Below are 14,285 nucleotides of genomic sequence, written 5' to 3'. Positions count from 1 at the left end.
GATCAGCCTCGCGCGAGGCCCAGAGCGATCCCGTCGAGGATGTCCGATTCGCTCACTCGGATCCCGAGGGAGCCTCCGGAGCGGCCGACGGCGTCGTCGACGAGCTCGACGAGTCGGGCGAAGACCTGGCTGCCCGCGGCGATGACGTCCGCACGTCCAGGGTGCATGTACGGCAGTGCCCGGCGCTCGTCCGACGTCATCGCGGCGAGGCGGTCCGCTGTCTGCACGATCTGCTCCCGCGTGAGGGAGGCACCATGGATCGCGTCGCGGTCGTAGCCGGGCAGGTCGAGGATCGCGGCGGCGATCGTCGTGATGGTTCCCGCGACGCCCACCAGCGTGCGGGTCGCGGACACATCGACGTGCTGCGCGGCTTCGGTGAAGGCGTCGTCGACGTCCGCGCGCAGCGCTGCGATCTGGTCTGCGGTGGGCGGGTCGGACGCGAGGTGGCGCTCGAACAGGCGCACGCATCCGATGTTCATGCTGTACGCGTCGTCCGCGGTCGCGTCTCCGAGCACGAGCTCCGTCGAACCGCCGCCCAGATCCATGACCAGCCGCGGCGACGCTGCATCCGGCACACCCGCGGTGGCGCCGAGGAACGAGAGCTCCGCTTCCTCGCCGCCCTCGATCACCTCCGGGGCGATCCCCAGGCGCTCGTGCACTCCGGCCGCGAACTCATCGCGGTTGGACACGTCGCGGCTGGCCGATGTCGCGACGAACCGCAGTCGGTCCGGAGCGTGACGGGACACGATCTCCGCGTACTCGTCGCAGACCGCGAAGGTCCGTGCGAGCGCCTCCGGAGCGAACTCGCCGGTGCGGTCGACTCCCTGGCCCAGTCGGACCACCCGCATCTCGCGCACGACCTCCGTGAAGCGCCCGGTGTCGTCGACGTCCGCGACGAGGAGTCGCAGGGAGTTCGTTCCGCAGTCGAAGGCAGCCGTTCTCGTCATACGTGGAAGCCTACGGCAGGCGGCACTGTCCCCATCATCGCGAGTGCCCTGTCCCCCACCGGGTTGACGCCGGGTCCGGCAGCCAGGCTGTGGCCGACGAGAGCGTGCAGGCACTTGATGCGGGTCGGCATCCCGCCCGCGGAGAAGTCGGCGACCTCTGCCACCTCGTCGAGCCCCGCCTCCCGGCCGATCCGCGCACGGTCGGCCAGATACTGCGTGTGGGCGCGGGCGTAGGCCGCCTGGAGCTCCTCGTCGTCTGCGAGTTCGGCGGTGAGCTCCGCCATGACCCCGTTCGCTTCCAACCGCGACGCCTCCGTCACATAGTCGGGGTGCGTGAGGTAGTAGGTGGTGGGGAACGGAGTCCCATCATCCAGCCGGGGTGCGGTCGCGACGACGATCGGCTCGCCGCCGGCGGTCCGGGATGCGACTCCCACGACTCCGCGCGGCAGCCTGTTCAGCTGCTCTCGCACCCGCTCCCTGTCCGCATCTGTGTACGGGGTGATCACGTGGGGTCCTCCTCGTTCGCGTAGCCGACCGCACGCAGCGAATCGGCCAGCTCTATGTACCAGGGCTGGGCACGGACTGCCTTCGAGGCGCTGGCCTCGGATTCGTCCGCCTCGTCGCCGTGGTCGTTCGGACTGTCCACGACGATGAACGCCTCTTCGCCCTCGTGGACGTACTGCAGGTTCTCACGCGCCAGGCGCTCCAGATGCGCCGGGTCGTCCAGCCGCTCCCGTTCCTCCTGGAGCTGCTCGACCTCGCCCTTCGTCGCCGCGATGTCGGCTTCCAGAGCCGCGATCTGCTGCATCTGGGTGAGTCCGCTGCTGATCGGCTGGATGAGCCCGAAGAGGACGATGAGGAGTGTGCCGACGATCACGGAGGTGCGGAACGACATCCGCCTGCCCGCAGCCGTGTCGTCGATGAGTTCCGGGGAGACGCTCCCGGTGGACCGGGACTGCTTCGAGGCACGATGAGGGCGCCGTCCACCGGCGGGGCCGGGGCGACCGCTGCCGCGACCGCCCGTGCTGCGTCTGCTCATCGTGTCCACCTCGATCCGCGCGGATGGGGGAAGGGGCGCGGCCACCTCAAGTGTGCCGCGCCCCTTCCGTGTCCGGGGGGATTGTGATCCGTCCCGGCGTGTCAGCCGTTGAACCGCGGGAACGCCCCGCGACCGGCGTACCGAGCGGCATCGCCCAGCTGCTCCTCGATGCGCAGGAGCTGGTTGTACTTCGCCACGCGCTCCGAGCGCGCCGGCGCACCCGTCTTGATCTGCCCGGCGTTCACCGCGACCGCGAGGTCGGCGATCGTCGTGTCCTCGGTCTCGCCCGAACGATGGGAGATCATCGCGGTGTAGTGGTGGAAGTGGGCCAGCGAGATCGCATCGAGCGTCTCCGTGAGGGTCCCGATCTGGTTGACCTTGACCAGCAGGGAGTTCGCGGCGCCGGATTCGATGCCGCGCTGCAGGCGCTGCGGGTTGGTGACGAAGAGATCGTCGCCGACGATCTGGACGGCACCGCCGATCCGGGTCGTGAGCTCCGTCCAGCCGTCCCAGTCGTTCTCGTCGAGCGGATCCTCGATGGAGACGAGCGGGTAGTCCGCGACGAGCTTCTCGTAGTACGCGGTCATGTCCGATGCGGACCTGAGCGAACCTTCGAACGTGTAGCCGTCGTCGCCGTGGAACTCCGAGGACGCGACATCGAGCGCGAGCGCGATCTCCGTGCCGGGCTTGCGGCCCGCGGCCTCGATCGCCTCGAGGATCAGGTCGAGCGCCGCAGCGTTGGAGTCGAGGTTCGGGGCGAACCCGCCCTCGTCGCCCAGGCCGGTCGACAGCCCGCGGTCCTGCAGGACCTTCTTGAGCGCGTGGTAGACCTCTGCGCCCCACTGGAGCGCCTGGCGGAAGCTCGATGCGCCGATCGGCGCGATCATGAATTCCTGGATGTCGACGTTGGAGTCCGCGTGCGAACCGCCGTTCAGGATGTTCATCATCGGCACGGGCATGACGTGCCCGTTGGGTCCGCCGAGGTAGCGGTAGAGCGGCAGCTCCGCACTCTCCGCCGCAGCACGTGCCACGGCGAGTGAGACGCCGAGCGTCGCGTTCGCGCCCAGGCGGGACTTGTTGTCCGTGCCGTCCAGGTCGATCAGCGCCTGGTCGACGAGTCGCTGGTCATCGGCCTCGATGCCGGTCACCTCGTCGTGGATGTCGTCGAGGACTGCTTCGACGGCGTTCTGCACGCCCTTGCCCAGGTAGCGCTCCGGATCCCCGTCGCGCAGTTCGACTGCTTCGAACTCACCCGTCGAGGCGCCTGACGGCACCCCGGCGCGGCCCACGGCGCCGTCTTCGAGGAGGACTTCCACTTCGACGGTCGGATTGCCACGGGAGTCGAGGATCTCCCGTGCGGTTACGGCCAGAATCTCTGCCACGGATTCTCCTTGATCGTGCGCATGTGCGCGTGTGCGGGGACGACGGAGCCAGCCTAGTGCACACCGCCCCGCAGATCGCGCTCACGGCGCGCGTGCGTCGCCCTCGACGCTGCGGATGCTCTGAGACGTCTGTGCGAGCCGCAGCATGTCGACGACGAGCTGCGAGACCTCGTACGTGCCCACCGCGACGCCGAGTGCGAGCTCATATCGCGTCCCCTCCTCGACGCCCAGCCCCGCCATCCTGCGCAGCCTCTGTTCGACCGCGGTGCGCGCGACGGTCTGCTTGTCCGGCCAGTCCTGCTCGGACAGGAGCCGGACGACCTCCGCCGAGGCCCCCGCCGGGTCTGTCACGGCACTCGCGGTGGCAGCACGGGCGGTGGCAGCACGTGCGGTGGCAGCACGGGCGGTGGCAGCACGTGCGGTGGCAGCACGTGCGGTGGCAGCACGTGCGGTGGCATCGTTCCCGGAATCGACGGTTCGGCCCCCCGATGATTCCGCGGATGCCCAGGATCAGCTCGAGCCGCCTGACATGGCTCTCGTCATAGGCCGCACATGGGCCGGCCTCCTCTACGCCAGCAGACCGCCGCCGATGACCCCCTGGGGCTGACGGTCTATGCACTCGCACTCGTCGCAGCACTCAGCGGGTGGATGGTCCTTCTGCGCCGACTCAGTGCGCGTGAGGCGAAGCGACCCGCAGCATCGTCGTCACCGGCAGCATCGTCCGGACCGAGCTCGGATGCGCCTCACGACGTCGGAGTCTTCGCCTCCGTGAGTGAGGCCCGCAGGCGGTCAGCGACCCCGTCCCGGAGTCCGTGATCTGCGAGGTACCCCTCGACGCCCCCGTGATCGCGGTCCAGCCGGTCCAAGACGTCCGCCAGCCATTCCGGCTTCGCATCCGTCGCCATGGCTGACACGGACGAGATGCCGGCCGACGAGAAGTGGCTGCGCAGCGCAGCGCGGAAGTCATCCCCCAGGTACTCCTCCGTCAGCGCATAGTCGTAGATGACCGCATCGCGCTCGACACCCAGGATCGACAGCACGAAGGCGGCGATCAGACCCGTCCGGTCCTTGCCGGCTGAGCAGTGGAAGACGGCCGCGTCCTGCTCGACGTCCGCGATGTGGGTGATGACGTCCACGAACCGCGATCCGGCCGTCTCGATCATCGCCGCGTAGAGCGCAGGCAGCGAGGGGGTGTCGAGGACGATCCGGTCCGGGCGGTCCTTGTCGAGCGGGAAATAGCGGTTGCCCAGCAGCGGCATGTGGGAATAGCGGGCGCCCAGGCCGTCGACGGCATCGGGGATGTTCGCGACCTCCTTCTCCTCACGCAGATCGACGACGGAGGCGATGCGCATCTCCTTGAGCATCGCGACGCCGTCCGGCCCCAGCCGTCCCAGACCGTCTGCCCGGTAGAGGCGACCGGTCGCGACCGCGCCGCCGTCACGAGTGCGGTGGCCGCCGAGATCGCGGAAGTTGAACGTGCCGGGGATCTCGATCCGCGGTGCGCGATGGAATTCCTCTGTCATGCGTGCTCCTCGTCTCCGTGGTGCGGTCGGGTGTACCGGTGCGGTCGTCGTCGATCGCGCGTCGTCGATCGCACGCAGCCCAGACCGGTCAGTCCTGCCTGTTCCTCGAGGCCATTGTCTCCCGGATGTCCGACAGGATGCGCAGAGCCTCGTCCGCTGCCTCTGCGTGAACCTCAGCAGACGGCTCGCGGGCAGCGCTCCCCTCCGCTCGTTCCGCGGCCTTCACGTCCTGGTACCGGCGCTGCACGTCTGCGATCGGCACCGGAGAGGACGATTCGAAGACGTGCGGATGCCTGCGGACGTACTTGTCGACCAGTCGCTGCTGGAGAGAACTCCAGGTGTCGCCGGGCTCTGCTTCCCTGCGCTCGTCGAGCAGCGCAGCGTGGAACACCACCTGGTAGAGGACGTCTGCGAGTTCGGCTTCGACCGCGTCGGCCGTCGCCGATCCGCCCGCGGAGCCGACCCGCTCGTCTTCGAGGATGGCGGCCATCAGCTCTGCCGATTCCTCCAGCAGATAGGGCGCGAGCGTCCTGTGGGTGTGGGCCGCGGCCCACGGGCAGCGCGCGCGGATGTACGCCATCATCCGGTCCGGGGTGAGGGTCGCGACGTCAGGCCGGCTCCACGGTTCGCGGACGTCGCGCGGGTCCGGGTCCTCGCCTCCCCCGGCACTCGTGCCCCGCACCCGGCTCATGACGAGGCGCTCGCGGCACTCTCGAGGCTCTCGGTCTCCTCATCCTCGACCGGCATGATGGCCTCCAGGAACTGGTGTGCCCATGTGAGGATCTCCGAGTCGACGACTTCCCTGCTGTCGAATCCGCCCCCACTCACGGGTTTGGGGACGAGCACCGACCGGACGGCCGGCTTGATGAGCGACTTGGGGTACATGCGCTTCAGACGGGCGATCTGCGAGTCCGGCAGGTCCTCCACCGGACCGAAGCGGATGAAGTTGCCCTGGCTCACGATGTCGGAGACCCCCGACTTCCGTGCACGGATGCGCAGACGAGCCACGTCCGCCAGCACTCCCACCGCGTCCGGCGGCGTGCCGTAGCGGTCGGTGAGCTCTTCCAGCACTGACCGGATCTGCTCTTCTCCCCCGGCGGCGGCGAGCTTCCGGTACGCCTCGAGCCGCAGCCGTTCGTGCTCGACGTAGTCGGTGGGGATGTGCGCGTCGACGGGCAGCTCGATGCGCATCTCCGGCTCCTCCTCCTGCGACTCACCGCGGAAGTTGGCCACCGCCTCGCCCACGAGGCGGATGTAGAGGTCGAAGCCCACTCCTTCGATGTGCCCGGACTGCTGACCGCCCAGCAGGTTGCCCGCGCCGCGGATCTCGAGGTCCTTCATGGCGACCTGCATCCCCGCGCCCAGCTCGGAGTGCTCGGCCAGGGTCTTGAGCCGGTCGTGCGCCGTCTCCGTGAGCGTGCCGTCCGGCGGGTAGAGGAAGTACGCGTACGCGCGTTCGCGGCCGCGCCCCACCCGGCCCCGCAGCTGGTGGAGCTGCGAGAGTCCGTAGCGGTCGGCCCGGTCGATGATGAGCGTGTTCGCGTTCGCGATGTCGATGCCGGTCTCGACGATCGTCGTGCAGACGAGCACATCGAACTTCCGCTCCCAGAAGTCGACGATCATCTGCTCCAGCTGTCGCTCGCCCATCTTGCCGTGCGCGATCCCGATCCGCGCTTCGGGGACGAGCTCCGCGAGGCGCCCCGCCACCCGGTCGATGTCCTGCACCCGGTTGTGGATGTAGAAGACCTGCCCCTCGCGCATGAGCTCGCGCCGGATCGCTGCGGCGACCTGCCGATCCTCGTGGCGTCCCACGTAGGTGAGCACGGGATGGCGCTCTTCCGGCGGAGTCGCCAGGGTCGACATCTCCCTGATGCCCGTGACCGCCATCTCGAGCGTGCGCGGGATGGGCGTCGCGGACATCGCGAGAACGTCGACGTCCGCGCGCATCGCCTTGAGCGTCTCCTTGTGCTCGACCCCGAACCGCTGCTCCTCGTCGATGATGACGAGGCCCAGGTCCTTGAACGAGATCTCGCCCGACAGCAGTCGGTGGGTGCCGATGACGAGGTCGATCGTCCCGTCCTTCATCGCGGCGACGACGCGATCCGATTCCTTCTTCGACTGGAAGCGCGACAGGGCCCCCACACTCACGGGGAAGCCCGCGTAGCGCTCCGCGAACGTCTCCAGGTGCTGCTGCACGAGCAGCGTCGTGGGGACGAGCACCGCGACCTGCTTGCCCTCCTGGATCGCCTTGAAGGCCGCCCTGACCGCGACCTCCGTCTTGCCGTAGCCCACGTCGCCGCAGATCAGCCGGTCCATGGGGACCGACTTCATCATGTCGTCCTTGACCTCATCGATCGTCGTCAGCTGATCCGGCGTCTCGACGTAGTGGAAGGCGTCCTCGAGCTCCCGCTGCCAGGGGGTGTCAGGACCGAATGCGTGGCCCTGCGTGGCCTGCCGAGCGGAGTAGAGGCGGACGAGCTCTCCGGCGATCTCCTTGACCGCCTTCCGCGCCCGCGTCTTCGTCTTCGACCAGTCGGACCCGCCCATCTTGTTGAGCGTCGGGCTCTCGCCGCCCACGTACCGGGTGACCTGGTCGAGCGCGTCCGAGGGCACGTACAGCCGGTCGCCGGGGTGCCCGCGCTTCGACGGCGCGTACTCGAGGACCAGGTATTCGCGCGTGTGCGCGTCCTTCCCCTTCCCCGCGGTGCGCTGCACCATCTCGACGAACCGGCCGACACCGTGCTGCTCGTGCACCACGTGGTCGCCGGGCGACAGGTTGAGGGGGTCGACCTGGTTGCGCCTGCGGCGCGCGGGGAGCTTCCGCATGTCCCGCGTCGAGGTGGCGGCCGCACGGCCGAGCACGTCCGCCTCCGTGAGCACGGCCAGCCTGAGCTCGTCCACGACGAACCCGCCGTAGCCGGCCCCGATCGCGACTTCGACGCGCCCCGCAGCAGTGAAGTCGGGAGCCTCGACGAAGGCTGCGGGGACCTCGGCGTCGGCGAACACCTCGACGAGCCGCTTGCCCGGACCGCCGCCCTCCGTGAGGACGACGACGGACCAGTCGTCCCGCACCAGCGTGCGCACGTCGCCGAGGATCGCCTCGACGTCGCCCTGGTACCCCCGCGGCTCACGCGCCGGCACCGTGTAGACCTCGTCGCCCGCAGCGGTGAGCTCTTCGTCGACTGCGAAGCCGCCCAGCTCCCACCACGGCAGGCTCAGGACGCCGGCGGCCTCCCGCGTCTGCTCGAGGGTGCGGAAGTTCGCAGCGGACAGATCGACAGGGGCCTGCGCGCCGTCGGAGGCCGATTCCCAGGCGGCCGCGAGGAACTCATCAGACGTGCGGACCAGGTCGTCCGCGCGGCGCGCGACCCTCTCCGGCTCCACGACGAGCACACGGGTGTCCTGCGGCACGACCGCGACGAGGGGTTCCATCCCATCCGCGAGGACCGGCGCGAGCGATTCCATCCCCTCCACGGCGACGCCCGCGGCGATGCGGCCCAGCATGTCGGCCGCAGCGGGCGTCGTCTCCGCCAGGGCTGCGGCACGTTCCCGGACTTTGGCGGTGAGCAGGACCTCCCGGCACGGCGGTGCGTACAGGCGGGGGGCGGGACCGTCGGGGTCGGGGTTCTGGGAGCGCTGGTCCGCCACGGCGAAGGGGCGGATCTCCTCGATCTCGTCGTCGAAGAATTCGAGTCGCAGGGCGGATTCGGCAGTCGGAGGGAAGACATCGATGATGCCGCCGCGCACCGCGAACTCACCGCGGCGGGACACCATGTCGACACGGGTGTACGCGAGCCCGGACAGCGTTTCGGACAGTTCGGTGAGATCGACCCTGTCACCGACGCGCAGGTCGACGGGTTCGAGGTGTGCGAGTCCCTTGACGAGCGGCTGCAGCGCAGCGCGCACCGGCGCGATGACGACCCGCAGCGGGGAATCGCCGTCGGCACCCGGATAGGCGAGCCGGCGCAGCACCGTGAGGCGTTCGCCCACGGTGTCCGAGCGGGGCGAGAGCCTCTCATGCGGCAGCGTCTCCCAGGACGGGAAGACCGCGACGGATTCCTGCGGCAGGTGGTCGGCGAGCGCACGTGCGAGGTCTTCCGCCTCACGCGTCGTCGCTGTGACCACCAGGACGGTCCCGGTCTTCGCGGTGCGCGAGATGAGTGCGGGCAGGAGTCCGCGCACCAGGGACACGGAGCCGCCCGGCGACGCGGGATCGGCCACCGCTCGCCGGACATCGTCGAATGCGGGCAGCGTGAGGGCGTCACTCAATCCAGTCAGCACGCGTCCAGTGTAGGCGTCGGCGCGGACACGACTGATCGCCAGGTCGCCGCAGCTCCTGCGCGCCTTCACTGCCGTCCGCGCGGACCGGGCCTCCAGCTTCATGACGGATACTGGGGACATGGCGCACACACCCGACGACACCCGTCCGCGCGCGCCATTCGCCGCGCGCCTGGTCCCGCCGCTGCTCCTCATCGCGCTCATGTGGGCGATCGAGTTCGCGGACATGCTGCTGCCCGGGCGGTTCGAGGTCCTCGGCATCCGCGCGTGGGACGTCACGCACCTGCCGGGCGTCGTCCTCGCCCCGCTCCTCCACTCGACGTGGGGCCATCTCATCGCGAACACCGTGCCGTTCGCGGTCCTCGGCTGCCTGGTCGCCGCAGAGGGTGCGCGCAGGTTCTGGGCCGTGACGGCGATCGCCACTGTGATCGGCGGGATCGGACCGTGGCTGCTCGCATGGCCCGGTACCCTGACGGTCGGAGCCTCCGGACTCGTCTTCGGGTACTTCGCCTACCTCATCGTCCGCGTCTTCACCGCTGGGACCATGTCGCACCGCATCCTGTACGGGATCATCGCCGCGATCGTCTTCGTCGTCTACGGCGGCTCGATGCTCGTGGGAGTCCTTCCCGTCCATCCGGGGATCTCCTGGCAGGGCCATCTCTTCGGAGCGATCGGCGGTGGACTCGCAGCTCTGCTCCTGAGGCCCCGGACCGCGTCGCGGTAGAGCCGCGCCGCGGGAGCCCTCCGACGGTCGCCGACGCCTCCTGCCGGCGGGGGTGCCTCAGCGCGGTGAGTGGAACCGCTGCTGGGCGGGCTCGAGCCCCTCGAGCGCGATGGCCTCCACCGCGTCCGCGAGGTCGGAGACGAAGATCGGCAGAGTGGTGCGCTCCTGCGAGGTGAAGCGCCCCAGCACGTAGTCGGCGGTGTCCATGCGTCCGGGAGGACGCCCCACTCCCGCACGGACCCGGAGGTAGTCCTTCGTTCCCAGGTGGCTCGTGAGGGATCGCAGTCCGTTGTGGCCGCCCTCTCCGCCGCCCTGCTTGAGACGAACGGAATCGTAGTCGAGGTCCACGTCGTCGTGGATCGCGATCACGCGGTCGGGTGCGACCGAATGGAAGCGGGCGAGCTGTCCCACCGGCTGCCCCGACTCATTCATGTAGGTCGCCGGCCGCACGAGGACAGCCCGCGGGCCCGGCAGCCCCCCGGCCCCGGGGAGTCTCCCCGTCGCGGCGAGTGCGCGGGTCTTCGACTTCGTCAGCGTCCCGCCCATGCGTCGCAGCAGTTCGTCGACGACCAGGTAGCCGATGTTGTGGCGGGTCGCCTCATACCGGCTGCCCGGATTGCCGAGGCCCACGATGATCCAGGTGTCCGATGCCATGGCGACGCGACCGTCCTTCTGTGATGACCCGCTCGTCGCGGGGTCGGGCTGACTGCTGTGGTGATGGAGCTCTCGAGGGGCGACGCGGGTCATGCACTGCGGGGCAGGACCGGATCGGTCCTGCCCCGCAGGTGTGCACGCGCGAGCCTGGGTGGTCAGCTCCCGGTGGGGAGCCCTCTCCCGTGCCTCACTCGTCGTCGGACGGCTTCTCCTCCGTGGACTCGTCGCCGGACTCCTCGCCGGTGGACTCCGCCGCATCCTCATCGACCGCGTCGGTCTCGAGCTCCGCCTCGAGCTCCGCATCCGACAGCTCGGCGGACACGTTCACCACGAGCAGCTCCGCATCGGAGACCAGCGTGGAGCCGGACGGCATCGTGACGTCTGCGGCGTAGATGTGGTCGCCGACCTCGCGGCCCTCGATGCTGACCTCGATCGTCTCCGGCAGCTTCGTGGCGTCGGCCTCGATGAGCAGCGACTGGTTGTCGACCGACACCATCGTGCCGGGCGCCGCTTCGCCCTCGAGCACGATCGGGACGTCGACCTCGACCTTCTCGCCCTTCTTGACGAGGATCAGGTCCAGGTGCTCGTTCTCACGAGTGACGGGGTTGACCTGCACGTCCTTCACGAGTGCCAGCTCGCTCTTGCCCGTGTCCGGGTTCTCGAGCTTCAGCAGCGCGTTCGGGGTGCGCAGCGCCAGCATCGTGGGGTGCGCATCGAGCAGCAGGTGGATGGGGTCGATCCCGTGGCCGTAGAAGACCGCGGGGACCTTGCCCTCGCGGCGGAAGCGACGTGCCGCTCCCTTGCCGAATTCTTCGCGACGGACGACGTCGAGCTTCGCATCTGCCATGGTCATTCTCCTTCTCAAGCGGTGGCGCCTCGCACGGACGCAGCCCACCCACCCGGAACGAGGGACGCTGTGGCCAGGAGGCACTGCAGCCTGTTCGGATCATGAGCACCGCGTCGATCACGGAGGCCGTCGGGGCCTCCCTCGCCGAGGTAACCCGTCAATCATACGCACTCCCCGCACGCGGTCAAAGCGGGCGCCGAACGCTGCCGCGGGGACGGCTGCCGCGGGGACGGCTGCGGCAACGGGAACTGCCGTGGCAGTGGGAACAGCCAAGCGGCCGTTCGCCCTCCCCGGGCGAACGGCCGCTCATCCGTCACGCGGACGGTCAGATGCGGATGCTCCGGATCAGGCGCCGTCGCCCTCGAAGAGGCTCGTGACGGAGCCGTCCTCGAACACCTCGTGCACTGCCCTCGCGAGCAGCGGAGCGATGGACAGGACCGTGAGTTTGTCGAACATCATCTCCTCGCTGAGCGGAAGCGTGTTCGTGACGATGACCTCTTCCGCCACGGAATTGGTGAGGCGCTCCACCGCGGGGCCGGAGAAGACTGCGTGGGTGGACACGATGATGACGCCCTTGGCCCCCGCCGCCATGCAGGCGTCCGCCGCCTGGACGATGGTGCCGCCGGTGTCGATCATGTCGTCGACGAGCACGCAGTGGCGACCCTCGACCTCGCCCACCACGCGATTGGCCTTCGTCTCATTCGGCCGCGTGATGTCGCGCGTCTTGTGGATGAACGCCAGGGGGACGCCGCCCAGGCTGGACGACCAGTTCTCCGCGACCTTGATCCGGCCCGCGTCGGGCGAGACGACCGCGAGGTCCTCGGGGTAGTTCTCCTTCACGTAGTCCGACAGGATCGGCAGCGCGACGAGGTGATCGACGGGTCCGTCGAAGAAGCCCTGGATCTGAGCCGTGTGGAGGTCGACCGTGATGAGGCGGTCGGCACCCGCGGTCTTGAAGAGGTCCGCCATGAGGCGAGCGGAGATGGGCTCACGGCCGCGGTGCTTCTTGTCCTGCCGCGCGTACGGGAAGAACGGCGCGATGACGGTGATCCTCTTGGCCGACGCACGCTTGAGCGCGTCGACCATGATGAGCTGCTCCATGACCCATTCGTTGATGGGGGTCGTGTGCGACTGCATGATGAAGACGTCTGTGCCGCGGACGGATTCTCCGAACCGGACATAGATCTCGCCGTTGGCGAAGTTGTAGACGTCTGTGGGGAGCAGTTCGGTGCCGAGGCACTGTGCGACCTGTTCGGCCAGCTCAGTGTTCGCGCGCCCACTGACCAGGACGAGTTTCTTCTCGCCCGCGGTGGTGATCGACCTCACGTTCAGGACTCCTTATTTCGATCCGCATCGTCTGCGCTTGTCCCCCGGTCCGGCGCCGCGCTGTCCGCGGCCGTCGATTCCGGCGCAGTGTCGTGTGCCAGCTGTGCCGCCTGCGCGGCGGCACTCCCTGGTCTGTTCTTCTCGACCCAGCCCTCGATGTTGCGCTGGCGGCCCTCCTTGATCGCCAGCGCCCCGGCCGGCACGTCGTCGCGGATGACGGCACCCGCGCCCGAATATGCGCCGTCGCCCACCGTCACGGGGGCGATGTACATCGTGTCGGAGCCCATCCGCACATGCGAGCCGATCGTCGTGCGCTGCTTCTTCACGCCGTCGTAGTTGACGAAGACGGACGACGCGCCGATGTTCGAGTGCTCACCGACCGTGGCGTCGCCGACGTAGGTCAGGTGGGGCACCTTCGACCCCTCGCCGATCTGCGCGTTCTTCGTCTCCACGAACGCGCCGAGCTTGCCGCTCGCGCCCAGTTCCGTCCCGGGCCGCAGGTAGGAGAAGGGCCCGACCGCAGCCCCGGCTCCGATCACCGCGAGCGAGCCGTGGGTGCGGATCACCGTGGCGCCCTCTCCCACCTCCGTGTCCGACAGGGTCGTGTCCGGTCCGATGACGGCATCGGCCGCTATATCGCAGGCGCCGTGGAGCTGCACTCCCGGCTGGATCGTGACATCCGGTGCGAGGACGACGTCGGAGTCGATCCACGTGGTCTCCGGATCGACGACCGTGACACCGGCCCGCATGTGGGATTCGACGATGCGACGGTTGAGCTCGCGGCCCAGCTGGGCGAGCTGCACGCGGTCGTTCGCGCCTTCCACCTGCCACACGTCGTCGGTCGTGAGCGCTGCGACGCGGGAGCCACCGCTGCGCGCGATGCCGATGACGTCGGTGAGGTACTTCTCCCCCTGGGCGTTGTCCGTGTCGACGCGGGCGAGCGCGTCGCGCAGCACGGATGCCTCGAACGCGTAGATCCCGGAGTTGATCTCGCCGATCGCGCGGACTGCCTCATCCGCGTCCTTCTGCTCGACGATCCGTTCCAGATCGCCGGCCGCGTCGCGCACGATGCGGCCGTAGCCCGCGGGGTTCGCGACGTTGGCGGACAGGACCGTCACCGCATTGGACTGCGCTTCGTGGTGCTCGACGAGAGCGAAGAGGGTGGAGGTGGTGAGCAGCGGGACATCGCCGTACGTGACGACGACCGTGCCGTCCATGTCCTCGGGGAGCTGGGTGAGCGCGCACTCCGCGGCGCGGCCCGTGCCGGGGACATCGTCCTGGTCGGCCACGAGCACGGAGCGGTCGAGGACTCCGGCGATGGATTCGACGTGCGAGGCCACCTGCTCGCGCGCGTGGCGCAGCACGACGACGAGGTGTTCGGGACCGGTGCCGGCCGCTGCGGTGATCGCGTGGTGGAGGAGAGACCGTCCTGCGATCGGGTGCATCACCTTGGGTGTGGCCGACTTCATCCGGGTTCCTGCGCCTGCGGCGAGGACGATCACGGCTGCCGGGCTGTGCTGCGGCATGTGTGGGGCTCCTTGGATATCGCGGATGGATTCATCCCG

Annotated in this window: 13 protein-coding genes; 1 reads left to right on the top strand and 12 read right to left on the bottom strand. The window is 69.2% G+C overall.

The window, feature by feature from the left end; translation table 11 throughout:
• Positions 1 to 2 precede the first annotated feature (2 nt).
• The 8 genes from BSP109_RS11250 to mfd form a co-directional block, all read right to left on the bottom strand.
• The gene (locus BSP109_RS11250) at positions 3 to 947 is read right to left on the bottom strand and encodes a Ppx/GppA phosphatase family protein (RefSeq protein WP_087009368.1); all 945 of its coding nucleotides are present in this window, start codon (positions 945 to 947) and stop codon (positions 3 to 5) included.
• A complete protein-coding gene (locus BSP109_RS11245; RefSeq protein ID WP_087009367.1) occupies positions 944 to 1,453 on the bottom strand; it encodes a DUF501 domain-containing protein in 510 nt (169 codons plus the stop codon). Before BSP109_RS11245 ends, BSP109_RS11250 begins: the two co-directional genes overlap by 4 nt.
• Entirely contained in the window at positions 1,450 to 1,986 is a 537-nt protein-coding gene (locus tag BSP109_RS11240; RefSeq protein ID WP_143275901.1) for a septum formation initiator family protein, read from the bottom strand. Before BSP109_RS11240 ends, BSP109_RS11245 begins: the two co-directional genes overlap by 4 nt.
• A gap of 101 nt (positions 1,987 to 2,087) precedes the next feature.
• The gene (gene eno, locus BSP109_RS11235; RefSeq protein WP_087009363.1) at positions 2,088 to 3,368 is read right to left on the bottom strand and encodes a phosphopyruvate hydratase; all 1,281 of its coding nucleotides are present in this window, start codon (positions 3,366 to 3,368) and stop codon (positions 2,088 to 2,090) included.
• Between the two features lie 81 nt (positions 3,369 to 3,449).
• Entirely contained in the window at positions 3,450 to 3,719 is a 270-nt protein-coding gene (locus BSP109_RS11230; protein ID WP_101600683.1) for a hypothetical protein, read from the bottom strand.
• Positions 3,720 to 4,111: 392 nt separating this feature from the next.
• A complete protein-coding gene (locus tag BSP109_RS11220; RefSeq protein ID WP_101600681.1) occupies positions 4,112 to 4,891 on the bottom strand; it encodes a tyrosine-protein phosphatase in 780 nt (259 codons plus the stop codon).
• Between the two features lie 88 nt (positions 4,892 to 4,979).
• Positions 4,980 to 5,582, bottom strand: a complete 603-nt coding sequence (locus tag BSP109_RS11215; protein WP_087009357.1) for a MazG nucleotide pyrophosphohydrolase domain-containing protein — start codon at positions 5,580 to 5,582, stop codon at positions 4,980 to 4,982.
• Positions 5,579 to 9,292: a transcription-repair coupling factor gene (mfd, locus tag BSP109_RS11210; protein ID WP_257944664.1), complete on the bottom strand. Its 3,714-nt coding sequence runs from the start codon at positions 9,290 to 9,292 to the stop codon at positions 5,579 to 5,581. Before mfd ends, BSP109_RS11215 begins: the two co-directional genes overlap by 4 nt.
• Between mfd and BSP109_RS11205 the strand changes: the two genes are divergently transcribed.
• Complete coding sequence (locus tag BSP109_RS11205; RefSeq protein ID WP_087009355.1) at positions 9,291 to 9,893, top strand: rhomboid family intramembrane serine protease; 603 nt, start codon at positions 9,291 to 9,293, stop codon at positions 9,891 to 9,893. The two genes, mfd and BSP109_RS11205, sit on opposite strands and share 2 nt — an antisense overlap.
• A gap of 57 nt (positions 9,894 to 9,950) precedes the next feature.
• On the opposite strand, the gene pth is transcribed toward BSP109_RS11205, so the two are convergent.
• The 4 genes from pth to glmU all read right to left on the bottom strand — a co-directional run bounded on the left by pth (position 9,951) and on the right by glmU (position 14,246).
• The gene (gene pth, locus BSP109_RS11200) at positions 9,951 to 10,547 is read right to left on the bottom strand and encodes an aminoacyl-tRNA hydrolase (RefSeq protein ID WP_101600680.1); all 597 of its coding nucleotides are present in this window, start codon (positions 10,545 to 10,547) and stop codon (positions 9,951 to 9,953) included.
• Between the two features lie 187 nt (positions 10,548 to 10,734).
• A complete protein-coding gene (locus BSP109_RS11195) occupies positions 10,735 to 11,394 on the bottom strand; it encodes a 50S ribosomal protein L25/general stress protein Ctc (RefSeq protein WP_101600678.1) in 660 nt (219 codons plus the stop codon).
• A gap of 345 nt (positions 11,395 to 11,739) precedes the next feature.
• Positions 11,740 to 12,720 carry a ribose-phosphate diphosphokinase gene (locus tag BSP109_RS11190; protein ID WP_087009349.1) on the bottom strand — a complete coding sequence of 327 codons (981 nt, stop codon included), beginning with the start codon at positions 12,718 to 12,720 and terminating at the stop codon, positions 11,740 to 11,742.
• A gap of 2 nt (positions 12,721 to 12,722) precedes the next feature.
• Positions 12,723 to 14,246 carry a bifunctional UDP-N-acetylglucosamine diphosphorylase/glucosamine-1-phosphate N-acetyltransferase GlmU gene (gene glmU / locus BSP109_RS11185; RefSeq protein ID WP_087009346.1) on the bottom strand — a complete coding sequence of 508 codons (1,524 nt, stop codon included), beginning with the start codon at positions 14,244 to 14,246 and terminating at the stop codon, positions 12,723 to 12,725.
• Between the last annotated feature and the right edge of the window lie 39 nt (positions 14,247 to 14,285).

This window comes from Brevibacterium sp. Mu109, from assembly GCF_900169375.1.
In the GTDB taxonomy this organism is placed as follows: domain Bacteria; phylum Actinomycetota; class Actinomycetes; order Actinomycetales; family Brevibacteriaceae; genus Brevibacterium; species Brevibacterium yomogidense_A.
The sequence above is the reverse complement of the archived record's forward strand: the minus strand, read 5'-3'. Positions and strand labels throughout refer to the sequence as shown.

Coding starts and splice junctions, on each gene's coding strand:
- BSP109_RS11250 (WP_087009368.1), bottom strand. CDS start 947: ATGACGAGAACGGCTGCCTTCGACTGCGGAACGAACTCCCTGCGACTC.
- BSP109_RS11240 (WP_143275901.1), bottom strand. CDS start 1,986: ATGAGCAGACGCAGCACGGGCGGTCGCGGCAGCGGTCGCCCCGGCCCC.
- BSP109_RS11220 (WP_101600681.1), bottom strand. CDS start 4,891: ATGACAGAGGAATTCCATCGCGCACCGCGGATCGAGATCCCCGGCACG.
- BSP109_RS11215 (WP_087009357.1), bottom strand. CDS start 5,582: ATGAGCCGGGTGCGGGGCACGAGTGCCGGGGGAGGCGAGGACCCGGAC.
- BSP109_RS11205 (WP_087009355.1), top strand. CDS start 9,291: ATGGCGCACACACCCGACGACACCCGTCCGCGCGCGCCATTCGCCGCG.
- mfd (WP_257944664.1), bottom strand. CDS start 9,292: ATGTCCCCAGTATCCGTCATGAAGCTGGAGGCCCGGTCCGCGCGGACG.
- pth (WP_101600680.1), bottom strand. CDS start 10,547: ATGGCATCGGACACCTGGATCATCGTGGGCCTCGGCAATCCGGGCAGC.
- BSP109_RS11195 (WP_101600678.1), bottom strand. CDS start 11,394: ATGGCAGATGCGAAGCTCGACGTCGTCCGTCGCGAAGAATTCGGCAAG.
- glmU (WP_087009346.1), bottom strand. CDS start 14,246: ATGCCGCAGCACAGCCCGGCAGCCGTGATCGTCCTCGCCGCAGGCGCA.